Below are 26,656 nucleotides of genomic sequence, written 5' to 3' on the forward strand. Positions count from 1 at the left end.
TACGTTCATGTTGTACATGTACTGGGTGTAGTGTGGGTCTTGCTGGGCAGTCATGTCCGTGAACCCTAACAACGCCAGTAAACTGGCTAAGTATAGTTTTTTCATGCGGTGTGGTTATTTCTTTTTAATAATTTAAAGGCATACTCCTGCGTATTTATGCAAGAGTATGCCTTTTACTATTTTATATTATTGTTCTCTGTTGATGTAAACCCATCCTGTTTTACTTTCTCCGTTTGCTCTCTTAATAGAGTAGAAGTAAGTACCTGTAGGTAGTTCATCACCCTCACTGCTTTGACCGTGCCACTGATCTGTATAAGCTCCGTAACTGAATACTTCTTTACCGTAACGGTTAAAGATGCTTATTTGTGTTACACCTAGCGATGTAAGATCAAAGGTATCGTTCATATCATCATTGTTTGGTGATATACCTCTAGGAATGGAACAACTTGTGTCTATAACATTTACTACAGTACTGCCTATACAACCATCTTCTGTAGTTACTGTTACAGTATAGTCACCTGCTTCCGGTATAACAACTTCCTGAGTGGTTTCAGAGAATCCGTTAGGACCTGTCCAAGTGTAGCTTGCTGTATCAGGGTTAAATGAACCGTCAATATCCATAACATTTACCATGTATATTCCGTCTTCACAACCTTCTTCAAACATTATTGCCACAGCATCAGTATCCTGAGTTAATGCTATACTTTCTGTAGCAGAACAGTTGTTAACTGTTACTGTCACTTCATAAGTACCAAACTCTGTACCCTGGATGCTTGAACCTGTTTCTGCTGAAGCTACTCCGTTAACTGTCCATGCATAGGTTGCATCTGCAGTATTAAAGTTATTAGCGTTTACAGCAATAGTAACATTGCTTGCCACACATGCGGTGTATGGACCGCCAAGGTTAAAGTCCGGATTTGGTGTAATAGTTACAACAAAGCTACTTTCATCTGTACATGCTGAAATTGGATCAGTATCTGCAAGTATATAAATAGTTTGAGTTGTAGTTATTAAATCGCCTGCTGCAAGCATATCTCCTGTTCCGTCAGGACCTGTATAGTAATTATTATCAGGGTCAAGAGCAGGAAGTTCATAGCTGTCACATTCTGTTACATCGGGTAATACCTGAGCTACAGGGCTGTCAATTATTGTTACCTCAAAACTTTCTTCACTGAAACATACAAATGAAGCATCAGTTGAAGCTATATTCTCGCCATACACATAAATTGTTTGTGTAGTAGTTATTTCATCACCTGCATTTAACATAGTACCTGCTCCGTTAGGACCATCTACATCAGTGTAGTATGATAATCCTGCAGATAATGCCGGTAAAGTATAACTATCACATTCTGTTACATCACTCTGCGGAGCAATGTTCGGAGTTCTTACAAGTGTTATTGTAAACTCATTATCTACAGTACAGTTTGGTGTAGTTCCCGATTCAGCATATACATATAGCGTATATGTTGTTTCATTAACACCGTCAGGAATTGTAAATGTATCACCTGCTGCATATGCAGTTCCTGTACCTCCCGGTTCACTAAAGTAGTTACCATTAGTTAAAGCAGGTAGTACATATGGGTTAGCATCATCACTACAAACTAATACATCATCCGGAGCATCAGCATCTGGGGCTTCGTTTATAAACAAGTCAAAAGACTCCGTTACGTAACAAGTGTTATTATTACCTCTTGTTATTCTTATATAAATTGTTTGCTCTGTATCTGTAGTGTAGGTTTCAGGTAAATTATCATCATCGCCTATGTCTGCTGCATCCTGAGAGTCGTAGAACATAAAGTTATATTCACTAAGATCAGGGAACATGCCTACAAGGCTCTCTGTTAAGTCAAACGTTCCTTCATTAGTTCCTTCATCAATACAAGCATTTAAATCTTGTGGCTCTTCAGGAGTTATAGGCTCATTAACATTTATTGTAATATTATTTTCTTTTACAATTTCTTCACCTGTACAAGCTGTATATGTTGCACGTGCAGTTAATGATGTTTGTTCTGTAGCACAAAGCGTAATATCTGAATCACTTGAGTAGAACTCACCATCTTTAAGCCATTCGAATACAACACTTAAGTTATCTCCACTTGGTACAAATCTCCAAGCTTCGTTAGTAGCAGTCCAAGCACCCGTGTTTCTGTCCGCAGGTGTTATACCTTCAGTACCATCAGCGTTTTGTATACCAATTACACCAACACCACCTTGCCAAGTTGTACAAGGAGTTCTTGTTTCTACATAAACTTCAATAATGTTAGATATCTCATATATTACTATCTGGCTTGTTTGTGTTCCCACACCAAGACCACAAGAGAATTGAGGTACATCATAATAGTTAACTACAAGCGCTCTACATGGGTAACTACCTAGTACTTGATAGTTAATATTTACATCACTACCATCAACGTTAGGGTTAACATCTTGGTAAACACCATATATAGCGTTTAGTATAGGGAATGCAGGGTCTGGTACAGACTCGTCGTATGACCATGGGCAGAATCCACCGTTTGTCATATTGTTACCAAGTTGTACAACACCGTTTGAACCTACCTTAGCTTGGTTAAATGTTCCGCCATAGAAGCAGAAATCAAAAGGAAGATCTACAACAGGTGACCAAATATCATCAGTTTCTATATTTAATTCTGTTCCTCCAAGGAAAGGATAAGGAGGGTTGTATGCTATAGATTCAACCTCATAAGAGTCAGTTTCTTTTAACTCATAGTAGTTTGCACTGAAATCAAAACAGTTATCGTCACCAGGACAGATATTTATTTCAGAATCAGGAGCTACAACGTCAAGGTCAGCACCTTCAAATACATCAATTGCAGCACAACCAGGAGGGCTGAATATACTAAATTCGTAAGGACCACTCCAGAAGCTCTCATCACCTTCGCCACATATTGCTCTTACATAGTACTCATAGAATAAGTCAGGGTTAAGACCTGTAACAATGTATGAAGGCTCATCTTCTACAGATATTACAGTTGTTGGGTTTTCTCCGGGGTAACCGTTATCAGCAACCTGAATTACAACTTCCCACTCTGTTTCTGTTCCTCCAGGAGTCCAGGTTAATTCAACACCATCAATACCATAGTTTTCAGAAAGTAAATCTGTTGGCTGCGGACATGTAATAGGGTCACAGTTAGGAATTCCTTCATATAGTAATGAGTTTTGTGCACCTGAACCCGTAGGGTGGTTAAATATTTCTTCATTCTGAGCGTTTTCAATAGATACACCTACTTCACCCGCAGAGAAACCTCCTGAGTTCCAGTAAAGTTCTAATGGTACACCAGGACAAATGTTTACAAACTGAGATACAGGGTTTGTATCATCGGCTGCTGTAGGACCAGTCAATTCAGCAATTGCAATACCACCTTGGTATACTGTCATGGTATTACCATTCCATCCGTCACCCCAAGAGTCAACCATTATAAACTCGTAAACACATTGGTCATCAAGAGGACAGAAAGTAGTATTAAAGCTATAAGGACCAGACCATAAACTCATATCGTCAGTATCACATACAGATCTTACATAGTATTCATAAGACAGACCTGCACCTAAACCATCGTATGTGAAAGGATTAGTATCAGCAGCAGTACCAACAGTAGTGTCATCAGGAGCAGGGTCACCTGCATTTACAACATATACTTCCCATGCTGTAGCAGAACCTGTTTCAGTCCATTCAAGTACAACTGAATCATTACTTACATCACTTACAGCAAGATCTATAGGCTGTGGACAAGTAATTAATGATAGTGCAACGTTATCAATAGCACCTGCAGGCGCAGTACCTACACTACCATCATTTCTCCATTCGAAAATAAGTCTTAATGTTTGACCTGCGAAAGATGAAACATCTACTATTTCGTTAACTGTTTGCCAGTCTGAATTGTTATTGTAGTTACCACCAACTTGTACTCTGTCAGCAGCAGCAGTAATAAGCGTACCAGGAGTTGGGGAATAGGTTACAGGAACCATCCATACTCTTACGTAGTCACAACAGTTTTCTGCTTGGGCTTTCCAGTCAAAAGAAAGGTTAGCTTCTACACCTGTTGCAGGTATAGCAAGGTCTCTGTATGCATGCACTACAGAGCTTACATTATTAGTATAAGTGTTATTTGCACCACCATCGTTAGAGATGTATAAAGATGTATCCGGGCTGCTGCTTGTAGCAGTACCAAAGTACCATTGGTTTGTTTGGTCACCGTTACTAAGCGTCCAGCTTATTGTATCTTCAAAATCATCTTCAAAATCTAATTCAGCAGGAACCTGAGGTGTAGTAAACTGTACAGGACCTACCCAGAAGCTAGTGTCACCAGGACCACAGTTACTTCTTACCCAGAACCAGTATGCAGTTGATGGCGGTAATGAACCAATTGTTACCGTTTCGTCAGCTACGTTATCTGTTGGTACTGTAGTATCATCAGGAGTGTCAGGGCTTGTTGTAAAATAATAATCGAAAGTTGGCGATACAGATGTAGGACCAGTCCATTCGAAAGTAGCTTCTTCATCCTGAAGGTCAGTAATTGCTAAATCAGTAGGAGCAGGACAAGTTATAACTGAAAGGTCTACATTATCTACAGCTGCAGGAGGGTTAGTTCCTGTAAATGCGTTGTTTGTCCACTCAAATATAAGACGAACTATTTGCCCTGAGAAATCAGCTGCTTCAATAACTTCATTTTCAGTTTGCCAATCAGATTGTAAGTTATGGTTACCACCTATTTGTATTCTGTCGGCGGCGGCAGTAATTTGTGTGCCTTCAGCAGGAGAATACGTTACAGGAACCATCCATACTCTTAAAAAGTCACAACAACCTTGTGCATTTGCTTTCCAGTCGTACGATAGTAATAACTGATCTACAGCTGCAGGCATTTGTATATCTCTATATGCGTGTACTATAGATGCAGAGTTGTTAGTGTAAGCATTACTCACACCACCATCGTTAGTAATATATAATGCAGTATCAGGGCTGCTACTTGTTGCTGTACCCACAAACCATTGGTTTGTAGCATCACCATTAACAAGAGTCCAGTTTACGGCACCTTCAAAATCATCCTCATAATCTAACACAGCAGGAACCTGAGGTGTAGTAAATTGTACAGGACCTACCCAGAAACTAGTGTCACCAGGACCACAGTTACTTCTTACCCAAAACCAGTATGGTGTAGATGGAGGAAGAGAACCGATTGTTACAGTTTCGTCAGCTACGTTACCTGTTGGTGTTGTAGCATCATCCGGTGCAGTAGCATCAGTAGCAAAGTAGTAATCGAAAGTTGGTGATACAGATGTAGGACCAGTCCATTCGAAAGTAGCTTCGTCTTCCTGAAGATCAGTAATATCTAAATCAGAAGGAGATGGACAAGTAACTACAGAAAGCCCTATGTTATCAACAGCAGCACCGGGTGGAGTACCTACACTACCATCGTTTCTCCATTCAAAAACAAGTCTTAAAACTTCTCCTGCGTATGCAGAACCGTCAAATATCTCTGTAACAGTTTCCCAGTCAGAGTTGTCGTTATAGTTACCGCCAATTTGTATTCTGTTTGTTCCTGCTCCTATAAGCGTACCTTCAGTTGGTGTGAAAGAACCCGGAACAATCCATACTCTTAAATAGTCACAACAGTTTTCACCGTCTGCAAGCCAGTCAAAATTAAGAGCAAGCTGGTCTACAGCTGCCGGCATTTGTATATCTCTGTATGCGTGTACTACAGAAGTAGAGTTGTTTGTATAGTTTGTAGTAGCACCACCATCGTTAGAGATGTATAGTGCAGTAGTAGGGCTGTTACTTATTGCAGTACCAATTACCCACTGGTTTGTAGCGTCACCGTTACCAAGAGACCAGTTTGCAGTACCTTCAAAGTCCTGAGAGTAGTCCATTGTAGCAGGAACTTGTGTAGTTGAGAAAAGGAAAGGACCCGCCCATACACTAAAGTTACCATCGTTACAATCAGCTCTTACATAAAATTCGTAAGCAGTAGCTTCGTCTAAACCTGTAGCAGGATAATTAGAGTTTGAAGCAACTGTTGTACCTGCACCTGCAGGTAAACCTCCTCCTGCTTCCTGAACTACTATTTCCCATGATGTAGCACCACTTGGGTTACCCCATGATAGCTCAGCAGAATCATTATCAACTCCAGAAGCAGAAAGGTTATCTGGAGCTTCACAGAATACTTGTTGTATTGTTAGTGTATATGGTGCTGTTTGTGGAGAGGCCCACGTAGAAATTACTATGTAGTAGGTTTGTCCTGCTGTAACAGCAAAGTTCTCTATAGAGACAGGGTTTCCTGCGAAACCACCTACACCACCTGCTACACACGCCACGCCTATATCGGCACAGTCCTCATAAACAAACATTCCTGAATAACTACCGTTCTCAGTCATATCAATGTTTATAGTTCCGTCAGCAGCAGCAGTATATTCATATACTACATCGTCTCCGTTAAGGTAGCCAGATGTACTACCACAGCCTGAAGCACCAGGGCTTCCACTGTAATCATCTCCGTAACCATCAGTATTATCTGTAGTGGTATATGGTAAAGATGTAATTTCTATAGCAGCATCACAAGTAGCTCCTAATGCAACTGTGCTAAAATAAAAAGGTCCAGCCCATTCGCTGGTACCACCATCATCGCATATTGTACGAACGTAATACTTGTAGTCAGTACTTTCAGTAAGTCCTGTAGCTTCATACGGTAAAGTACCGCTGTAAACTTCTCCGGAACCTGAAGGTATATCAAGAGCTTCAACTACTTCAATTTCCCACTCACTAGCCCCGTTAGGATCAGTCCAGGTAAGGTTAGCTGTGTCAAGACCAATACTATCAGTATCAAGATCTGTTGGCTCTAAACATTGCTGAAGTACAGACACGTTATCTATTAACCAACGGTCTCCGTTGTCTCCTACTAAAACAAAAGCAAGATACACATCTTGTCCTTCGTATGCCGCAGGAATATCTAAAGCAACTTCAACATAATCATCCTGAACAGGATTAATTTCAAACTCAGTCCATTCCTCTACTTGATCATAACCTGCAAGGTCAGTAGGGTCTCCCGTAGTAACCATTATTCGGTATAATGATCCCTGATCTCCCGGTTGTGTCAATCTTGAGAAGAAGTGAAGTTGTGGGTTTGTTGGTACAGTAAACTGAGGGGTGATTAACCAGTCCTCAGGAATGCCTGAAGCAACATTTTCTTTGTTTACATACGCTGCATAATCGCCCTCGTATGGGGGTTGTAGTGGGTTGCCAAGTTGGCTTTGTGTCCACAATGCAGCCGGTCCTATGCCATTATCATCAATGGTCCACCCGGCAGGCGGCCACGTACCCTCAAAGTCTTCTTCGGCAAGCTGCGCGAAGGAGCAAAGAGGTATTAATGACATGAAAAACAATAAGGTAATTTTTTTCATAGAATATAGGTTTAGCTAATTTTAATCTCCAAATTTAAAAAAATATAACTTATCCATAACATTTTATTGAAATTTAACACTAAAAGTTCGAAATACTTTTTTATAAAACAATCCTGTAAACAGTCTTGTTTTTCTTAAATTTGTTATATACTTACGAAATTATGCTAGAGAAAGAAATAATAAATTTTGAAAAAACAGTTCTTGCAGGTATTATTACCCTTGAACAAGATGAAGATAAGCTGGAGGAATACTTAGATGAACTTGAATTTTTAACGTACACAGCAGGAGGAGAAGTTGTTAAACGATTTTCGCAACGTATGGAACGCCCTAATCCTAAAACTTTTTTAGGTACGGGTAAAATAGAGGAGATACATACTTACATTAAAGAAAATGATGTAAAAACCATAATATTTGATGATGAGTTAAGCCCTGCACAGCAAAAAAACCTGAACAAGATATTAGAGTGTAAAGTTCTTGACAGAACCAACTTGATACTGGATATTTTTGCACAAAGGGCGGAAACTTCCTATGCGCGTACACAGGTAGAGCTGGCGCAGTGTCAGTATTTATTACCGCGACTAAGCGGCATGTGGACTCACCTTGAGCGACAGCGAGGGGGTATTGGTATGCGTGGTCCCGGTGAAACGGAAATTGAAACGGACAGACGTATAGTGCGCGACCGTATAGCGTTGCTTAAAAGTAAAATTAAGACTATTGATAAGCAAATGTCTGTACAACGAAGTAACAGGGGTGCGTTAGTACGCGTTGCACTGGTGGGGTATACCAATGTGGGTAAGTCTACCCTTATGAATGTAATTAGTAAAAGTGAGGTTTTTGTAGAGAATAAACTTTTTGCTACGCTTGATACTACTGTACGCAAAGTGGTTATTAAAAATTTACCGTTTTTATTATCTGATACTGTAGGATTCATCAGGAAGTTGCCAACGCAGCTGGTAGAATCGTTTAAAAGTACGCTTGATGAAGTTAGAGAGGCTGATTTATTATTACATGTTGTAGATATATCGCATCCTGATTTTGAAGACCATATAGAATCGGTAAACGATATATTGCAAGATATTGAAAGTATAGGCAAGCCTACTATTATGGTATTTAATAAAATAGATGCTTATAAGCCTTTAACTATTGATGAAGATGATTTAGTTACTGAAAAAACATCTCGTCATAATACGTTAGAGGAATGGAAAACTACCTGGATGGCGAATGTAGGTGAAGATAATGCTTTGTTTATTTCGGCTATTAACAAGGAAAACATGGAAGAGTTTAGGGAAAAAGTTTATGAAGCGGTTAGAGAAATACACGTAACACGTTTCCCGTATAATAACTTCCTGTACACGGATTATAAAGAAGGAGATTTAGATGAAGAAGAATAAAATAGTAGTGCTACTATTTTTTTAAGCTTTAGTACTATAATAAAAACAAAAAAGCGGAGCAATTGCTCCGCTTTTTTTTATATGGTTTGCTAACTATAATTATTAGTTACCACTCATTACAAAGTTATCTATTTGGAACGCTCCGCTAAGTTCAGGTTCTACATCAGTTCCTGTGTACTTAAACGCGATGTGTATCTGCCCTGTATAACCTGATAGGTCTATAACACCAGAGTTTACAAATTCATACCATGCAGTGCTGCTTGTTGGTAATTCAACCTGACTTGTAATGTCAACTTTAGTAGCGTTAACAATATCAGTACCGTCAAACGCAGTTACAACAAACACTTCAAGTTTGTTTAAGTCTCCATCATTTTCAAGGTGGTGTTGCGCTGTTTCAAAAGTCATAGTAACGTTAGTGTTAGCGTCAAGATCAAAAGCAGGAGTAACTAACCATGCTACGTTATCTACACCAGAGTTATATGCACTAAACTCTACATAACCATTTCCTTGGTATACTTTTTCACTCCATCTCCAGTTACCTTCTTCAGCAATGTTGTACCATCCTTCAAAGTCAAAAGTAGTGTTATGCTCAGCAGCCTGGAAATCTTCAGTAAAGAAAGGAGTTCCCGGGTCTACAGGCTCACCACCTATACGCTCTTCCGTAAGGTTAATATCACTTTCGTAACGTGATACAAACTGGTAAGTACTGCTAAATTTAGTTAACACACCTGTTATGCTACCACTGTTAGAAGGAACTTCAGTTCCTGCATAATCAGCAAAAGAACTTGTTCTGAAAGGTATTAAGTTTGTCTCTTCTTCTGATTGTGTGATGTATGTAAGTGTTTGACCACCACCATCAACGTTATCAGCGTTGTAGAATGTTTGGTTTAAAGACTCGTCAGAGAATTGTACACCTTCAAAACGGATTAATTTACCTATGTAACTATCATTAATTGCACTAAGGTCAGTAACAACATTTACAAGGTTTTCTTCCGGTATAATAGTACAAGATCTCATTATGTGGTCTTGATATTCTGTAGTAGGAATTTGCCCAATGTTACCGTTGTAAAGTGCACCTATTTGTAGAGTGTTGCTTCTTATTTGAGTATAAAGACCGTTTAGGTTAATAAATACTCTTCTACCAACATTATAGTCAGTAAATAAGTCAGCTTGGTTTACCTGTACAGAGAAACCTATATCTCCTGCAGCAAGTTCACCCTCGCCATTAGTAACAATGTTGTTTAAGTATAAAGTTTTGTAGAAGTTACCTCCTTTATCGCTTGATACTACTACTGCCTCTATAATATCTTCACCTTCGTATAAAGTAGCTGCAGGTGTAGCAGCGTCATATATTTCTTGTACAGTTTTAGTAGCAGCAATATTTGGCTCATCGCACTCCAGTTGAGGAACTGAATAATCATCATCATTAACACAGCTGGTTAGCGTACCCGCTGCCATCGCTAAGAATAAAATCGATTTTACAAAATTTGTTTTCATATTAATTTTTATTTATTTTAAAAGTTTACGTAAAGGTTAACGAAGAAGTTTCTCCCGTAACCGTGGAAGTATTTAGTACCGAATGAACGTGTAGGTCCTGCTAAATCCTGAGTTAACTGTCTGTAGTTAGCATTACGAGCCTGTTCAAAACCTCCTGTCTTGTAAGTTACATCAAATACATTATTTACCACAGCAAATAAACCTATTATTTTATCTCCTACTTTCCAAGATTTACCACCTTTAAGTGTGAATAACGTTACAGGATCTAATTTTTCCTGCTTTAATAATGCTCTTGCACCTTCTTCAGTAGCTTCCGGGAATGGGTAACCGTCAGGGTCATCATTGTTAATAAAGAAGTTCTGTGTTCTTAATAACGGAGAGATATCTACGTAAGCATCTGCAAGATAGTTTATGTTAGCACCTATCCACCAGTAATGAGGGTCTCTGTACTCAAGTCCGAATGAATATGCTTGTTGTGGCATACCTGCTTGCTTGTAATCTTTAAGTGTAGCCTCTCCAAAATCAACAGTAGAACGGATGTTGTCTACATTAAGTTTTACATTCGGGTTACTGTCAAAAGTATACTGTCCGTAAGCAGCAGCAGCAGTAGCTGTAATAGTAGAGGTAACTTTATATTCAATACCAAGTTCTCCACCCATATTCAGTTTATCAAGACCTGTTACAGTTTCTGATACGAATGCGTTACCGTTTTCAGATATTTGAGTTCCTTCGGCAGTTAATACTCCAAGACCTTCAGTAAAATAGAATCCTATATCAGTTGCATCAGATATTTTAGAGTAATAAGCTGTTACACGAGCTTTAAGTTTAGGCGCTCTTATAATGTAGCTAATATCACCACCATATATGCTTTCACTTTCTAAGCCTTCGGTAAACTTGTTGTTTAACCTTGCATTAGGGAACGAGTTTCTTAATGTTGGAGCTTTGGTCATGTATAGTGCATTAACATCTATCATATGGCGACCTGTAATTTTGTAAGTAGCACCACCTTTAAAGCCAAAGTTATTAAATTCTTTTTTATCGCCCTTACCAAATGAATTATCAGAGTAGTTACCATTACGGTATAAACCTTCTCTTTGGTATTCTGAACGTGAGTAGTTTACTGCTGCGTAAAAGTCTACTTTATTGTAGCTGAACCTTGATTGTACGAAACCATCAAGAACATCGGCAAATAAATTATAGTTGTATCCAAATTCATCTCCTACACCTACAACTCTGTTAGGGTTATTAAGGTCAGACTGTCTTGCATCTCCAATAAGGAAAGGATCTATATCAAGATAACCGGAACCACCTAGTAAGTCAAGTAAGTTTTGGAAATTATGGGATTTAAGCTTTCTGTATGTTACACCTGCATTAAGTATAACATGGTCAGACAGGCGAGAGTTTAAAATAGAGTTTGCAGTAAACAGTTTATCATCAGTTCTGTCTTCATAAAGTACAGCAAGGCTTTCTCCGTTTTCTATGTTGTCCTCATAAAGGTCATCCCAGTCTATTTGCGGGCTGGCAAGGAACTGCGCTCTTGCTGCTGCTGCATAGTTCAGGTTATCTTCAGAGTCTCCTACATATACATCATTATCATGCATAGTAGTATAGAAGCTAGGTAACTTTCTGTAATAAGTAGGATCAGGGTTTCTTGTATAGTTAAAGTCTAACCTACTGTTACCTATTTTACCAAACTGGTATGATATGTTAGTAGTTAAAGAGTTATTTTCGTTAATAGTCCAATAGTGACTTAACATTAAAATCGGCTCCTCTACATCTTTATCGCGAGAGTTTCTCTTTTTACCATTCTGGTAACCCCAGTATGAGTTATAATCCCAACCTACAAGGTCTATAACCTCTTGTGTGTTAGGAGATGTTTTACCACGCTTGTTTTCAGCATAAATAGACGTGAAGTTAAGGCTGTGGTGGTCGTTTATTTTCTTTTCAACACTTGCAAAGAAAGAGTTAGCATCATAGTCAGTTCCTTCAAAGTGACCTTCTTCCGCCCATCTTCTTGAAGCTGATATTACGTAAGCCCAACCGTTACTGTCCATACCGGAGGCATGCGTACCCATTAATCTCCAGTTATAATTAGTATTAGTTGAAGAAAATGAAATTCTTGTACCCGGTCTGTATAAAGACGCTCTTGTGTTTATTTCCTGAGTACCTAATAAACCTCCGAAAGTATAATCAGAAGCATCAGAACCTATTGTAAATTCCTGATTTCGGGTAGCATCGTTAAGACCACCCCAGTTACTCCATTGTGGTCTTCCGTCATAAAGCTTATCCATAGGTACACCATTTACCATGGTTTTACCATAAGCATTGTCAAGACCTCTTACCCTAAATCTTGCCTGCCCAAAGTTATAAGCGGCAGCCTGCATAAATACATCTCTCGATGCCTGTAGTAAACCTGCAGTACTTTCAGAGTTACCATTGTCATCACCTAAATCATTTTCAGTAATAGTAATAAGGCTAAGTTGCTGTTCTGTAGTTATATCCTGCTCCAGGGTAATAACTCCTAAATCAACATTTTGTCCTTTTTCTACTTCAAGAGAAAAAGACTGTGAAACATAACCTGTGCTGTTAACATCTAACGATTGTTTTCCATCAGCAACATTTTCAAAAACAAATACCCCTTCTGCATTTGTCAAAGCTGTTTGGTTTGTGCCCTGCAACGTTGCTACAACGTTTTGCATTGGCTGCTGCGATTTTGAATCGACTACTTTACCTGTTATCGATGCTGATTGCTGCGCCCATACAGCTACTACCTGCATCATACATAAAAGGCTGAATACTAGTTTTTTCATAAATAAATTTAGAATTTTTCTTACACTTGTTAAGTTAAATATTTCTTAACGGCTGCAAATGTACAGCATTTAAAATAATTAACTACTTTTGGCGTCCATTTTGTTATAAAACTTGATGTTAAATTAATATTGTTAAATAATGATGATGAGAAGAATTCTTTTGGTTGTTGTAATGTTTACTGTACTAGCAGGTTATGCTCAGGAAAAGCAGTACAAGATACATACCGTAGCATTTTATAATTTAGAAAATCTTTTTGACGCTAAAAACGACCCAAAGATTAAAGATGAGGAGTATTTGCCGACAGGTAAACAAAAGTGGACTGATGAAAAGTACCACCAAAAATTGAAAAACCTATCAAGAGTAATTGCTGATATAGGTACAAAAGCAAACCCTAACTCACCTACACTTTTAGGAGTATCGGAAGTTGAAAACAGAGGCGTGCTGGAAGACCTTGTAAAAGAACCAAGCATTGCCGATAAAGATTATGGTATTATTCACTTCGATTCTCCTGACAGAAGGGGTATAGATGTAGGGTTACTGTATCAAAAAAAGTACTTTATACCTACAAGCTACAAAAACATACCGCTTATTATATATGAGAGCGACAGGGAAAAAGAAAAGAAAGAAGAAGAAACTAACGGTGACCAGACCGAAGCGGATGATTCTGGAAGAATTTATACACGTGACCAACTGTTAGTAACAGGATTGCTTGATGGCGAAGAGATAAACGTTATAGTAAACCACTGGCCCTCGCGTTACGGAGGTGAAAAAAGAAGTAGCCCGTTACGTGAAGCAGCAGCAGCACTAAACAAAAAGATAATAGATTCGCTTTACAAAATTAACCCTAACGCTAAAATTATTACAATGGGCGACCTTAACGACGGTCCTTATAATAAAAGTGTAAAAAAAGTACTGGGAGCAAAAGCGAAAAAAGAAGATGTAAAGAAAGAAGGGCTTTATAACCCTATGGAAGAAATGTCAGACAGAGGTATAGGTACACTGGCATATCGTGATGCCTGGGACTTATTTGACCAAATGATTGTTTCTGAGCCATTAATACGTAAAGACGATTACAAAACCTTTACTTTTTGGAAAGCAGGAGTATTTAATAAAGACTACTTAACCCAAAAATCAGGACGTTACAGGGGTTACCCAAAACGTAACTGGAACGGTGTACCGGGGTATAGTGACCACTTCCCTGTTTACCTATACCTTATTAAAGAAATGTAAGGTAAAAAAAGAGTAAAAAACACTAATAATATAAAGGCTGACCTTATGGGTTAGCCTTTATTATTTAGTACCTTTAGTACAAATTTTAAAGCACAAATTTCATGGCTATAATAAAACCTTTTAACCTTAATAAATGGATAGAAGATAACCGTCATTTATTAAAACCACCGGTGGGAAATAAAAACATCTATCCACTGTCAGACGACTATATAGTAATGGTAGTAGCAGGACCTAATGCCCGTAAAGACTACCACTATAATGAAACCGAAGAACTGTTTTACCAACTGGAAGGCAGTATAAAAGTAGTAGTACAGGATGAAGGTGAACGAAAGGAAATGGAATTACATGCAGGCGATATGTACCTTAATCCCGGTAAAGTACCACATTCACCATCAAGAAGTGAAGGCTCAATAGGGCTGGTAGTAGAACGCAAACGTGCCGGCAAGGGCTATAACGATGGCTTACTTTGGTTTTGCGAAAAATGTAACCACAAATTACACGAAGTATATTTTGAACTGCACGATATAGAAAAAGACTTTTTACCTCACTTTGAGCGTTTTTATACTTCGGAGGAATTAAGAACCTGCGATAAATGTGGTACTATTATGGAAACCGACCCGAAGTTTGTGAAGTAATACAAGAATAATATTTTTTGCTTTTTGCGGGTATTACTGCGAAATAATCATTTCCTAACATACTATAGCGCATTAAATTATCAAAAAAGCAAAAAAGGACTATATTTGTAAAATATAACATTAAACAGTATAAAAGTTAAAATATGGCAACACTAACTGACCAATTTGGTATTCAGGAAGCCCTAACGCAACTAGGCATACAAGAAGTAAACAAAGGATCATCTACCGGAAGCGAATTTTTTGCAAACGGAGAGATTATAGAATCATATTCACCGGTTGACGGTTCATTAATAGCTAAAGTACAGGCTTCAACTAAAGAAGATTACGAAAAAGCTATGGAAAAAGCAGGCGAAGCCTTTAAAACATGGAGACTTATGCCGGCACCAAAAAGAGGTGAAATAGTACGCCAAATGGGTGATGAGCTACGTAAGTATAAAGAACCACTGGGGCAACTTGTTTCTTTCGAAATGGGTAAAAGCCTTCAGGAAGGTTTAGGTGAAGTTCAGGAAATGATTGACATTTGTGACTTTGCTGTAGGACTTTCACGTCAGCTTTACGGACTTACAATGCACAGCGAAAGACCACAACACCGTATGTACGAGCAGTACCATCCGGTAGGAATTGTGGGTATTATATCAGCATTTAACTTCCCTGTAGCAGTATGGAGCTGGAATGCTATGATTGCATGGGTATGTGGTGATGTTTGTATTTGGAAACCAAGTGAAAAAGCACCACTTTGCGGTATAGCTTGCCAAAACATTATAAAAACTGTTTTAGAAAGAAACAACGTACCGGAAGGTGTTAGCTGTTTAATAAACGGTAGAGAAAACGGAGAATTATTGAATAACGATAAGCGTATACCATTAGTATCGTTTACAGGTTCTACAAAAGTAGGTCGCCACGTATCTAAAACCGTTGCAGAGCGTTTTGGTAACACTATCCTTGAACTTGGTGGTAACAACGCTATCATTGTATCAGAACACGCTGATATCAACATGGTATTAGTAGGTGCGGTATTTGGTGCAGTAGGTACAGCAGGACAGCGTTGTACTTCTACAAGAAGACTAATTATACACGACAGTATTTACGATAAAACGGTTGAAGTACTTAAAAGTGCATACAGCCAGTTAAAAATTGGTAACCCGTTAGACAGTAACAACCACGTAGGGCCACTTATTGATAAAGACTCTGTAAACAACTACCTTAACGCTATAGAAAGAGCGAAAGCAGAAGGCGGTAAAGTACTTGTTGAAGGTGGTGTACTGGAAGGCGAAGGTTACGAAAGCGGATGCTACGTTAAGCCTTGTATTATAGAAGCTGATAACAGTTTTGAAATTGTACAGCACGAAACATTTGCACCGGTATTGTATGTAATGAAGTACAGCAACCTTGAGGATGCTATTGCAATGCAAAATGATGTACCGCAAGGACTATCATCATCTATCTTCACACAGAATATGAGAGAGATGGAATTATTCCTTTCTCATGCAGGTTCTGATTGTGGTATTGCCAATGTAAACATCGGTACATCGGGTGCTGAAATTGGTGGTGCATTTGGTGGTGAGAAAGAAACAGGCGGAGGTCGCGAAAGTGGATCGGATGCTTGGAAAGCGTACATGAGAAGACAAACGAACACCATTAACTATGGTACAGAGCTACCATTAGCACAAGGTATTAGTTTTGATATATAAGACGCATTATCTTTTTAATTTATAAAGTGTTTAAAAAAAGCAGCCTGTTAAGGCTGCTTTTTTGCTTATATATGTTTTTTATTGCTGAAGTTACTTCACCCAAAGGCTATCGGTAAAATAGTGTTTGCAGTCCATAAAGTTATGCACTACACTAAAGCCTGCTTCTTCGGCTACATTATTTATTTCGTTTAAGCTGTATTTTTTAGAAAGCTCTGTCCAAATCAGTTCATCTTTCTCAAAGTGGAAGGTAGTATTAAGCACCGTACTATGGAAGTGTTGTTTTTTAAGGCTCACTAAGTAGCTGTTTACCTCTCCGTTTTCGGGGTTGTAGTTGCTGTAAAAATCAAACTGGTCTAACGCAATATCAGCATCCAGCTCATTATTTATTCTTTTCAGCAAGTTTATATTAAACGCTTTGGTGATACCATGAGGGTCATCATAAGCAGTTTGTATAACACGCGGATTTTTCCTTAAATCCATACCCATAAGCAGCATATCGCCCTTATTCATACCCTTGTGGAACTTTTTAAGCAGGTCTAAAGCCTCTTCAGGTTTATAGTTACCAATGTTACCCCCTAAAAACAGAAATAGCTTAGGTGTATCACTTTTAGCAAGTTCATCCAGTATTTCAAAATAATCACCTGTTTTGGGTGTCATTTTTATATTGGGTAGTGTAGCGGTTATATTTTCCTGTAAAGCATCAAGTGCTTCCTGAGAAATATCAATAGGCACATAGGTAAAATCTGCCTGATTTCTTAAAAAAGTAGTTAGCAGTTGCTTGGTTTTCACACCATCGCCACTACCAAACTCTACAATATCAAACCTTTCTTCAAAGCATAATTTTTTCAGTATGTCCTGAGATTGTTGCGATAGTATTTCAAATTCACACCCTGTTGGGTAGTATTCCGGCATTTTCATTATTTGCATAAAAATGCGACTGCCGTTATCATCATAAAAATATTTAGAGGATAAATGTTTTTTCTCTCCCGAAAGCCCTTCCACTACATCGTGTGCAAAGGCGGTATTAGGTGCAGTTGTAGTACTCATAATTTTTTAGTTTTATTTTACAAGACGGATGCCGTTAAACTGCCACCGCTCATCAGGATGGAAAAAATTACGGTACGTGGCGCGCCCGTGTTTTGGGCTTGTTGCACACGACTTTCCGCGTAATACCATCTGGTTAATCATAAATTTTCCGTTGTATTCTCCCACTGCACCCTCAGGTTTTGTAAACCCTGGGTAGGGTAGGTAGGCACTGTTTGTCCACTCCCAGCGTTGCCCCCAGTTTAATTTTTGTGCAACAGCTTCCCACTCAAACTCGGTGGGCAGGCGCATGCCTTTCCATTCTGCAAATGCGGCAGCTTCATAAAAATTAATATGGGTTAGTATGGCATCAGGGTTAATTTCCTGCAAACCGGAGAGTGTAAAATGCATCCACTTTCCGTTTATTCTGTGCCAGTATAGCGGAGCTTTAACTTGGTTTTCGGTTACCCACACCCAGCCTTCGTCAAGCCAGTAGTTAAAATCTTCGTAACCGTTACTTTCCATAAACTCCATGTACTCGGCATTAGTAACTAAGGTATTGGCTATTTCGTAATTGTGCAGGTACACTTTGTGCCTGCCATGTTCATTGTCGTAAGAAAAACCTTCGTCGTTAAAACCAATTTCATATACCCCTTCATTTATTGGAGTAAAACCTGCTTCGGTTTTGTTTTCCTGGTTTTCCCATTCAATGTCTTCGTTATATACAGGGAAGGTAGGGTTACAGCCCAGTATATATTTTATATCGGTAAGTAATAGTTCCTGATGTTGTTGTTCGTGGTTAATGCCCAGTTCTGCCAGCTCATGTATTTCATCATCTTTTAGCTGTAGTGCCAGTTCCATGTGCATGTCTACATAACGGCGGTATTCGTATACCTGTTGCACGGTAGGGCGGGTAATAGCACCTCTTTCTGCCCTAAAAGTTCTGTCGCCTACATTGTTGTAATAGCTGTTAAACAGAAAGCAGAAATCTTCGTCAAAAACTTTATAGTCAGGTAAATGCTTGGTTAAAATAAACTGCTCAAAAAACCATGTAGTGTGTGCTAAGTGCCACTTGGGTGGGCTTACAAATGCTACAGGTTGCGGAACGTAATCTTCGGTTTGTAGCAGGCTGCATAGTTCTTCGGAGTATTGTCTGGTAGTATGATAGTGTTCTAAGAGGTTCATTTTTAAAAACTTGTTCCCCTAAATTACAAATAATATAAAGTGACTCTTTTTTTGACTCTTTTTTTAACCAAATTATAACAGTTACAGCTATGCATAAATGTTGCTGAAAATAACTAATTATTAGCAATGTTAAGGTATTGTTACGCTATTGGTTTGATATGTAAATAATTAGACTTATTACAAATTAACGCTTGTTTTTGGTTTATTAAGAATTTACTTTACATTTGCAGCGCAATTATAGCAATAACAAGAAAAATTAAGTAAAAATGCGTTTTATAAAATCTACATATCAGCTACACGATGCAGGAGAAAATATCCTTGCATTGGCGCCGGGTTTTATAGCGCAGTTTAGTTTTAAATAGATAATTTATAACTTAAAATATATAAGCCCGGAACCTAAAAGCTCCGGGCTTTTTTTATGCCATGATTTTAAACAGAGCACAACATACAGTAGTTAACAACATAGGGTGCAACTTACCATTTGGTGAGATGGACATGCTATGCCCTGAACCGGATATTTCCTCTTGAAAGGAAGGAAATGACTTTGCAAACGCAAGCCCGGTTCTGTTACAGAGCCGGGCTTTTTTTATGCTGTACAGTAAATAAAAACAAGTAACAGATTAATAAATATTGAATGAAGAAAATGAACTTAGGCTTCACCTAGAACTTAGAATAAACCTTAGAATGTAAAAGAGGAAAAGAAAGGGAAAGTGCTGCCGCAAAACAAGCACAATTATGGAAACACTAGCACAAACACTGGCTTTACCAACAGCCAAGCAAACAAAATTTGCCGATATGGTAGAAAGGGCTTCTACAAAAGCCCCCGGATTAACAGGTTACAAGGGTACATACGAAAGTGTTATAGAAGCACAGTTTACCCGAATAAGTGCAAGCAATTATACTAAAAGGGAAACCTTAAAGCGGTTGTTACTTCACTTATATAACCAAACTTGTTACACCATAATAAAAACACCTGATTATTTAGATGTATTGGCTAACATGAGTGCTTTTGGAGGCAAAATGGTTAGGGATATAGAAAGCTGGGAGAAAAAAGGCTTTGTTGCCGAAGACCAGTTAACATCGCTAATACAGCATTGCTTTGCAAAGTACCCTGTACCACAGTTTCTTGAACCTGCCTTTGCAGGCGATAAATTACTGTATATGGTTTGGTACGTACAGCTTGGTGCCGGTAAAAGTGTTATGGAGCTTAGTAGTTTTCCTGTAGTGTTTACCAAAAAAATGGCACACTACTTTAGGCTTACCCCTCCCGAATATAAAGTGGAACAAGCCATAAGGAGGGCTCAGGCATTGGGTTATGGTGCAACTATAGAAAATGCCGAAGCCATAGCGTGGTCAGTACTTTCAGCAGGTTTTGAAGATGAAGCGTTTTGGGATAAGGTTATAAAGTTCGTAGCTAAGGTTAAACAGTCAGTACCGCTTGATGAGCTTCAGATAGTATTGTACTTCTTAAAGCAATTAAAGGAAAATCAGCCTGATTTAACCATGAAAGGCAGAACCTGGGATGCTTTATTAAGGCAGGCACAGGAATGGAATATTGAAATGAACCGACGGAGTCATTTTGAAAATTATTTGGAATGGAAACCGGCTGATATAGGCAATTTCACTATAAAAATAAACAATGTAACCTATGCTATAGTACAGCTTGTAAACTCCGAAGAGCTATATGTAGAAGGTTATGAAATGAGCCACTGTGTAGCTGACTATGACCAAGACTGTGCAACCGGAGAGATTGCAATATTCTCTTTAAGGAAATATGCTGAAAAAAAAGCAATGGAAAGAATAGCCACAATTGAGGTTGACATTATAGCTAAAGAAGTTACACAGGCTAAGGGTAAGTATAATGAATATACAACCGATGAAGCTGACAAGTTGATAAAAGAGTGGGCAGACAGAGAAGGTTTGACTATAGAATACAGTCCTGAATATTATAATGAAGCCCCTCTGCCTCAGCAGGCGCAACATCAGGGAATAGCACAAGCAAACCCTCGCCCGGTTGATTTAGATAATTACAGATATGTGCCTCCAAGATACAGGCAGGATACTAAAATTACAGAAAATGAGCTTATGTTAATACTAAGACTCTCATTACTTATACTGTTTGCTTTGGTACGAGCATGTCACTAAAACTAGGATAACAGGGCAGTCATACTGCCCTGTTTATCTAATTGAAAACAAACAAAATGGCAAAATTAAAATTACGAGGCAAAGACCTCATAGCAATAGGATTTCCGCAAAACAAAGCAATAAGCATAGCTATGGAAAGCATGCAAAAACACTACAAGCGGGAAACTAAAGAAAGGGTACTGGTACTTTTAAAAGAAGTACTTAAAGACCCTGAACAATTTTTAAACGATGGGATATTCGGTAAAATAGCCGAAGCCTTATTGAGCGATACAAAAACAGAAAAGCAGAAGCTGAAAACCAATCGTGCGCCGTATACCATTTTTGGTGAAAACGATATTAAAGACGAAGCCAAAAACCAGTTATACACAGCCCTAAAGCTGCCTATTGCAAAAGCAGGCGCGCTTATGCCGGACGGGCATTCGGGTTACGGTTTACCCATAGGTGGGGTACTGGCTACCGAAAATGCTGTAATTCCGTATGGGGTTGGGGTAGATATTGGTTGCCGAATGTGTTTAAGCGTGTATGATATACCGCCATCGTACCTATTGGGTAGTAAGGACAAGTATGTAAACATACTGCAAAAACACACCAAATTTGGTATGAAAGAGGTACACAGTAACCCTGCCGACCACGAAGTTTTAGAACGGGAAGAATTTAAAACCATTCCGTTTGTAAAAAAACTAAAGGACAAAGCCTATGCACAATTAGGTAGTTCGGGTGGGGGTAACCACTTTGTAGAATTTGGTATTGTAGATGTCCCAGCTAACGATGCAGTATTTAACATACCTCCCGGTAAGTATATAGGCGTGCTATCGCACAGTGGTTCTCGCGGATTGGGTGCGAATATTGCCAAACAATATACCTATTTGGCAATGAAGCAAACCCCGTTACCCAAAGAGGCAAAGCACTTAGCATGGTTAGACCTCAACACACACGATGGGCAGGAATATTGGTTAGCCATGAATCTTGCGGGCGATTATGCTTCGGCATGCCACCACGATATTCATAAAAGGATAGCAAAGGCATTAGGTGCAAAACCGCTTACAGTAGTAGAGAACCACCACAACTTTGCATGGAAGGAAATAGTAGATGGCAAGGAGTTAATAGTACACCGCAAAGGAGCAACCCCCGCGCAGGAAAATGTGTTGGGTATTATTCCCGGCAGTATGACGGCTCCCGGATTTATTGTAAAAGGCAAGGGCAGTGAGTTATCGTTGAGTTCTGCGTCGCATGGTGCAGGCAGGCTGTTTTCACGCTCAAAGGCTAAGCAGTCGTTTACACGAAACGAGCTTAATAAAATGTTGACAGATAACGGTGTTACGCTTTTAGGTGCAGGTATAGATGAGGCACCTATGGCATATAAAGACATTAATAAAGTTATGGCACAACAAACAGAGCTTGTAGATGTAGTGGGGACTTTTACCCCGAAAATAGTAAGAATGGACAGAGCATAAACTCTGCAAAACGTAAAAACAAATATTATGGGAATTGATACCTATGAAGTAATGTACATTCAGGCGAGGGATAATTACCCATACGATATACATGAATGTATAGAGAAACTACAATATGTTATTGCTGCCGATGATGAGCATGCGGGAGCCCATTGCCTGTTAGGGCAAATATATGATGAGCAGTTGGAAGACTATAAGCAGGCAGAGTACCATTACAGAATGACACTTTACCTCAACAGGGAGTATACCCCTGTTTACTACCAGTATATTTGGCTGTTAATACGCCATAACCGTTTGGAAGAAGCACTAAAAATAATAGATATAGGGCTTACGGTACAAGGTATAGAGGAAGCAACCATGATGTACTTTAAAGGTGTTTTATACGAAAAGTATGAAATGTATAACACTGCTATAGAGTATTTTAATGAAGCTAAAAAGAAATGCTTTAATAATGGTTTTATGAATGAAATGGATGACCATATAAAAAGGGTTAAGGATAAAAAAGCCCTGATTAAAAAGTTATCTAAAAAAGGAGATTCAAAATCGAAACGTAAAAAAAGTAAAAACAAGAAAAAGAAAGCTTCATAAATAAAAACCACCTCTTAACGGGGTGGTTTTGTTTTTTATCTTAAAGCATTTAATTATAATGCATTTGATTTACTTTCAGTAATGTTATCGTGCCTTTTTCATGTTTAAAGGTATAAAGGTATCGCGCGCCAAAACTTGGAGCTTCCGAATATTTAAGCGAGCGTTTTTTAGTGGTATAAAAAACTTGTGCGAAAAAGAGATTGTCACTTTCTTCTGTAAAGAAAATTTTTACATTCCCCCGTCTTCTTTTATTAAGCCTTAATAATTCTTTGTCTGTTCTTGTTACAAATTCTTCATTATAATTAATTTGCTTAATATATTTCTCCATGTTATGCACTATAGCAAAATCAGCAAAAGGGAGTATTTCTTCGGACACTACATAGTTTTCATCGCTAATATTATAGTCAATTTTATATGATTGATATTCAGTAGACTTTATGATTAAGTTAAGTGCTTCGGAATATTTCTCAACATTAGTATTTGTGTTTAAAGTTAAACAAGTAATAAAAGAGATAATTAAATTCAGGTTTATCATAAATGCTTTATTTACTGTTTACTACTTAATTCCTTCCGCTTTCATTTGGGTACAGTAGATGTACAGGGTCGCTTTGCCAATATTCTTTAGTGTCAGCATCTATTACCGTAAGCGGACCTTTAAAAGCAGCTCCCGTGTCTACATTCCAAATATTAGCTTTATTTATAGGTGTGGTTTCACCAATGCGTGTTACGGGGGTGTGTCCTATGTATATTTCGTTATAAACAGTAAAGCGTTTTGGGTAGTGCGGGTGGTCGGTATCTATATTTTCATCCAGCGCAAGGGCAGTTTCCCAAAGCGTTCTGTCCCAATACAACATTCGGGTATAATGTTCTCTGCTCACTCCGTGGTGACTTGTAAATCCGGCGTGTAAAAACAGTCGGTTACTCTCATCTAAATAATGGTTTTGCAGGTTCTCTAAAAACTGTGTGTGTAATTGTAACTTTCCTTTAGGTATGCTGCTGTATACTTCAGAGGTTAATTTGCCACCGTGGTTTAACCATTCTTGGTTAGGAATACCTTTTTTAAACCATTCCAGTAAAAGTTCATCATGGTTACCCAGTATAAATATACAATTATAGCTGTCTTTAATTTTAATAAGGAAATCAATCACCTCCGGCGATTCACTCCAGCCATCAACATAATCTCCCAGAAATATAATTTTATCGTTGGTTGTAACAGCAGCACGGTCAAAAACCTGCTCCAGTGCTTTATGTGCACCATGTATATCGCCTATTACCAGTGTTCTGCTCATGTTATTTTTTTGGTTAGATAATTAAAAGAAATGAAAAATATGCATTTTTTATGTAAGTTAGTAGTCTGTACAAAAAACTCTTATTAAAAAAAGGTTAAAAATATATCCTCAAACTAAAAAAGTAAATTATGAAAAAGAAATTACTACTGGCATTAGTATGTTTAATCTCACTGGGTAGCCATGCCCAAGAGTATGTTGAAGGCTTTGAAGGCGAGTTCCCTCCTGAAGGCTGGATTGTAACAGATAACGGAATAGGAATGGAGAAAACATGGGAAAAAACAGAATTAGGCGACCCTATTTTACCCCCTTATGAAGGAAATTATGCTGCATATATAGATAAAGAAGATGTAGCAACCGGCACACCGGAAGACTGGTTGATTACCCCTCAGTTTACAGTGACCCAAGATTATTTGTTGAGGTTCTATTCCAGATTAACCCAACCGGGGGATCAAGGGAGTATTTATCGTATTATGCTTACAACAGGAGACGCTACTGATTTAGGAGCGTATGTCCAAATTCAGGAATGGACAGAACTGGAAATTAACCCTGTTCAGGATGATTATATTGAAAAAGTAGTAGCGATACCTAATAATTACGTTGGGTTTGATGTACACCTTGCCTTTATAATGGTAGGTGATAATGGGGACAGGTGGCTTATAGATAATGTATCCTTGGCTACCGGATGTGAGACTCCTACAAATTTAGCTATGGAAGCTTCTGACCCTACAACTTTGGATATAAGCTGGGATAGTGACCCTTCTATAACTGAATTTGAAGTTGCTGTACAGTCTGTAAATGAGCCTTTTACAGGAGCAGGCGCTTATACTGTTCAAGGGAATTATTTTGTTATTGACGGTGTAGATGAAAATGAACAGTATTTGGTATGTGTAAGGAGTTTGTGTCCTGATGGGGGTACTAGCGAGTGGGCTTGTGTAGGCGGTGAGCAAAATACTTTAACAGGGGTGGTTACTTATGATGCTGATAACGATACTAATTGTGATGCTGAAAACATAATGCCTTTTTTACCTATAGAAGTAACTATAAACAATACAGCAGTATATACAACGTATACTAATTTTAGCGGAGCGTATACTATTTATAACGTAAGCAATGGTGATGAGGTAATATTGCAACCAGTATTACCAAGTGCTTTTCCTGAAGTAGACGCAACAAACGTAACTATAAGCCTTGAAACTGGTGAGACAGTTGAAGTAGCAGATATCTGTTTGCCACAACCTGATAATGCTGTTAATGACATAGAAGTTGTGTTGCTACCGGTAAACAATGCCCGCCCCGGGTTTACTGCAAACTATTTATTAATAGTAAAGAACAAGACTGCTAACCAAGCTGAAAACGTAACCGTTACTCTCGATTTTACAGAAGAAAGAGTTGAAGTAAATACATTAGATGCACCATATACTACAACTGATAGTAATACTATATTAATAACAGTAGGAACTATTGCTCCTTTTACTAGTGGTACTGTAAATGCTGTTTTTGATGTATTTGAGCCTCCTGTAAATGAGGGGGGAGATCAGTTGTTTTACACTGCTTATGCAGCAATGGACGCTGAGGATAATGATGTGACAAATAATTATCACTATTTAAATCAAATACTGGTTAACTCTTACGACCCAAATAGTGTTGTTGTTGCTGAGGGAGATATGATACCGTATGATGCTAACCCTCCGGAATTGCCTTATATACACTACACTATAAATTTCCAAAACTTAGGTACAGCAGAAGCTGTAAATATAAGAGTAGAAAATGATTTAGACGGAAACTTTGACTGGTCTACGTTTGAAATGCTTACAGCAAGCCATGAATATAGTTTAACTCGTACAGATGGACATTTAGAATTTCAGTTTGATAATATTAACTTGCCCGATAGCACTACAGACGAACCGGGGAGTCACGGTTATGTAATGTATAGAATTAAACCAAAAGAAGATATTAATGAGGGTGATATTGTGAATAATACAGCAGATATTTATTTTGATTTCAATCCTGCTATTGTTACCAATACAGCTACATCAGAGTTTTATTCTGTTTTATTAAGTACTAACATGTATCAATATAAAGCTATACAACTTTACCCTAACCCTGTAAGCGACATACTTTATATAGATACTAAGCAGGAAATAATAGCTATAAATGTTTACGACATTAACGGCAGGTTATGTGTTATAGGTAAAGAAAGTACCGTAAACGTACAGGACTTAAAGCAAGGATTATACTTCGCAGAAGTTATAACCGATAGCGGAAAACAATTCTATAAAATAGTAAAGGAATAACAAGAATAGT

At 38.3% G+C, this 26,656-nt stretch carries 15 protein-coding genes and 1 pseudogene; 8 read left to right on the forward strand and 8 right to left on the reverse strand.

Annotated features, from left to right (window positions below; genetic code table 11):
- Together IEW45_RS14835 and IEW45_RS12450 are read right to left on the reverse strand one after the other, a co-directional pair.
- A pseudogene (locus IEW45_RS14835) lies at positions 1 to 105 on the reverse strand (PorP/SprF family type IX secretion system membrane protein); the annotation flags it as partial.
- 81 nt (positions 106 to 186) lie between these two features.
- Positions 187 to 7,413 (reverse strand): fibronectin type III domain-containing protein, encoded by a 7,227-nt coding sequence (locus IEW45_RS12450; protein ID WP_188621590.1) that lies wholly within the window; start codon positions 7,411 to 7,413, stop codon positions 187 to 189.
- 161 nt (positions 7,414 to 7,574) lie between these two features.
- On the opposite strand from IEW45_RS12450, the gene hflX reads away from it, so the two are divergent.
- Positions 7,575 to 8,804 carry a GTPase HflX gene (hflX, locus tag IEW45_RS12455; protein ID WP_188621591.1) on the forward strand — a complete coding sequence of 410 codons (1,230 nt, stop codon included), beginning with the start codon at positions 7,575 to 7,577 and terminating at the stop codon, positions 8,802 to 8,804.
- 102 nt (positions 8,805 to 8,906) lie between these two features.
- Here hflX and IEW45_RS12460 read toward each other — a convergent pair whose 3' ends face one another.
- Positions 8,907 to 10,301, reverse strand: coding sequence for a DUF5689 domain-containing protein (locus IEW45_RS12460; RefSeq protein ID WP_188621592.1), 1,395 nt, complete (start codon positions 10,299 to 10,301; stop codon positions 8,907 to 8,909).
- A gap of 17 nt (positions 10,302 to 10,318) precedes the next feature.
- Positions 10,319 to 13,111: a carboxypeptidase regulatory-like domain-containing protein gene (locus tag IEW45_RS12465; protein ID WP_188621593.1), complete on the reverse strand. Its 2,793-nt coding sequence runs from the start codon at positions 13,109 to 13,111 to the stop codon at positions 10,319 to 10,321.
- Positions 13,112 to 13,250: 139 nt separating this feature from the next.
- Between IEW45_RS12465 and IEW45_RS12470 the strand changes: the two genes are divergently transcribed.
- The 3 genes from IEW45_RS12470 to amaB all read left to right on the forward strand — a co-directional run bounded on the left by IEW45_RS12470 (position 13,251) and on the right by amaB (position 16,668).
- Complete coding sequence (locus tag IEW45_RS12470) at positions 13,251 to 14,342, forward strand: endonuclease/exonuclease/phosphatase family protein (protein WP_188621594.1); 1,092 nt, start codon at positions 13,251 to 13,253, stop codon at positions 14,340 to 14,342.
- Between the two features lie 101 nt (positions 14,343 to 14,443).
- Positions 14,444 to 14,977 carry a 3-hydroxyanthranilate 3,4-dioxygenase gene (locus tag IEW45_RS12475; protein ID WP_188621595.1) on the forward strand — a complete coding sequence of 178 codons (534 nt, stop codon included), beginning with the start codon at positions 14,444 to 14,446 and terminating at the stop codon, positions 14,975 to 14,977.
- Between the two features lie 143 nt (positions 14,978 to 15,120).
- Positions 15,121 to 16,668: an L-piperidine-6-carboxylate dehydrogenase gene (gene amaB / locus IEW45_RS12480; protein WP_188621596.1), complete on the forward strand. Its 1,548-nt coding sequence runs from the start codon at positions 15,121 to 15,123 to the stop codon at positions 16,666 to 16,668.
- A 90-nt stretch (positions 16,669 to 16,758) separates the two neighbouring features.
- Here amaB and egtD read toward each other — a convergent pair whose 3' ends face one another.
- Both egtD and egtB read right to left on the reverse strand, forming a co-directional pair.
- Positions 16,759 to 17,715, reverse strand: coding sequence for an L-histidine N(alpha)-methyltransferase (gene egtD, locus IEW45_RS12485; protein ID WP_188621597.1), 957 nt, complete (start codon positions 17,713 to 17,715; stop codon positions 16,759 to 16,761).
- 12 nt (positions 17,716 to 17,727) lie between these two features.
- Complete coding sequence (gene egtB / locus IEW45_RS12490; protein ID WP_188621598.1) at positions 17,728 to 18,876, reverse strand: ergothioneine biosynthesis protein EgtB; 1,149 nt, start codon at positions 18,874 to 18,876, stop codon at positions 17,728 to 17,730.
- A 735-nt stretch (positions 18,877 to 19,611) separates the two neighbouring features.
- Here egtB and IEW45_RS12495 point away from each other — a divergent pair.
- From IEW45_RS12495 to IEW45_RS12505, 3 genes are read left to right on the forward strand one after another with little or no spacing between them, the layout of a single operon-like run.
- Complete coding sequence (locus tag IEW45_RS12495) at positions 19,612 to 21,021, forward strand: PcfJ domain-containing protein (protein ID WP_188621599.1); 1,410 nt, start codon at positions 19,612 to 19,614, stop codon at positions 21,019 to 21,021.
- Positions 21,022 to 21,077: 56 nt separating this feature from the next.
- Positions 21,078 to 22,475 carry an RtcB family protein gene (locus IEW45_RS12500; RefSeq protein ID WP_188621600.1) on the forward strand — a complete coding sequence of 466 codons (1,398 nt, stop codon included), beginning with the start codon at positions 21,078 to 21,080 and terminating at the stop codon, positions 22,473 to 22,475.
- A 27-nt stretch (positions 22,476 to 22,502) separates the two neighbouring features.
- Positions 22,503 to 23,063, forward strand: coding sequence for a hypothetical protein (locus IEW45_RS12505; RefSeq protein ID WP_188621601.1), 561 nt, complete (start codon positions 22,503 to 22,505; stop codon positions 23,061 to 23,063).
- Between the two features lie 49 nt (positions 23,064 to 23,112).
- Here the strand turns inward: IEW45_RS12505 and IEW45_RS12510 are convergent, their stop codons facing one another.
- Positions 23,113 to 23,598: a hypothetical protein gene (locus tag IEW45_RS12510; RefSeq protein ID WP_188621602.1), complete on the reverse strand. Its 486-nt coding sequence runs from the start codon at positions 23,596 to 23,598 to the stop codon at positions 23,113 to 23,115.
- Positions 23,599 to 23,623: 25 nt separating this feature from the next.
- A complete protein-coding gene (locus IEW45_RS12515) occupies positions 23,624 to 24,352 on the reverse strand; it encodes a metallophosphoesterase family protein (protein ID WP_188621603.1) in 729 nt (242 codons plus the stop codon).
- A 128-nt stretch (positions 24,353 to 24,480) separates the two neighbouring features.
- Between IEW45_RS12515 and IEW45_RS12520 the strand changes: the two genes are divergently transcribed.
- Positions 24,481 to 26,646, forward strand: a complete 2,166-nt coding sequence (locus IEW45_RS12520; protein WP_188621604.1) for a T9SS-dependent choice-of-anchor J family protein — start codon at positions 24,481 to 24,483, stop codon at positions 26,644 to 26,646.
- The last annotated feature ends 10 nt before the right edge of the window (positions 26,647 to 26,656 follow it).

It is taken from the genome of Flavobacterium suaedae, assembly GCF_014642915.1.
GTDB classification, from domain to species: Bacteria; Bacteroidota; Bacteroidia; order Flavobacteriales; family Flavobacteriaceae; genus Flavobacterium; species Flavobacterium suaedae.

What these genes read in the sequence shown, in the direction of transcription:
- IEW45_RS12510 (WP_188621602.1), bottom strand. Translation starts at nt 23,598, where the DNA reads ATGATAAACCTGAATTTAATTATCTCTTTTATTACTTGTTTAACTTTA.
- hflX (WP_188621591.1), top strand. Translation starts at nt 7,575, where the DNA reads ATGCTAGAGAAAGAAATAATAAATTTTGAAAAAACAGTTCTTGCAGGT.
- IEW45_RS12515 (WP_188621603.1), bottom strand. Translation starts at nt 24,352, where the DNA reads ATGAGCAGAACACTGGTAATAGGCGATATACATGGTGCACATAAAGCA.
- IEW45_RS12450 (WP_188621590.1), bottom strand. Translation starts at nt 7,413, where the DNA reads ATGAAAAAAATTACCTTATTGTTTTTCATGTCATTAATACCTCTTTGC.
- egtB (WP_188621598.1), bottom strand. Translation starts at nt 18,876, where the DNA reads ATGAACCTCTTAGAACACTATCATACTACCAGACAATACTCCGAAGAA.
- IEW45_RS12520 (WP_188621604.1), top strand. Translation starts at nt 24,481, where the DNA reads ATGAAAAAGAAATTACTACTGGCATTAGTATGTTTAATCTCACTGGGT.
- IEW45_RS12460 (WP_188621592.1), bottom strand. Translation starts at nt 10,301, where the DNA reads ATGAAAACAAATTTTGTAAAATCGATTTTATTCTTAGCGATGGCAGCG.
- IEW45_RS12500 (WP_188621600.1), top strand. Translation starts at nt 21,078, where the DNA reads ATGGCAAAATTAAAATTACGAGGCAAAGACCTCATAGCAATAGGATTT.
- amaB (WP_188621596.1), top strand. Translation starts at nt 15,121, where the DNA reads ATGGCAACACTAACTGACCAATTTGGTATTCAGGAAGCCCTAACGCAA.
- egtD (WP_188621597.1), bottom strand. Translation starts at nt 17,715, where the DNA reads ATGAGTACTACAACTGCACCTAATACCGCCTTTGCACACGATGTAGTG.
- IEW45_RS12505 (WP_188621601.1), top strand. Translation starts at nt 22,503, where the DNA reads ATGGGAATTGATACCTATGAAGTAATGTACATTCAGGCGAGGGATAAT.
- IEW45_RS12495 (WP_188621599.1), top strand. Translation starts at nt 19,612, where the DNA reads ATGGAAACACTAGCACAAACACTGGCTTTACCAACAGCCAAGCAAACA.
- IEW45_RS12465 (WP_188621593.1), bottom strand. Translation starts at nt 13,111, where the DNA reads ATGAAAAAACTAGTATTCAGCCTTTTATGTATGATGCAGGTAGTAGCT.
- IEW45_RS12475 (WP_188621595.1), top strand. Translation starts at nt 14,444, where the DNA reads ATGGCTATAATAAAACCTTTTAACCTTAATAAATGGATAGAAGATAAC.
- IEW45_RS12470 (WP_188621594.1), top strand. Translation starts at nt 13,251, where the DNA reads ATGATGATGAGAAGAATTCTTTTGGTTGTTGTAATGTTTACTGTACTA.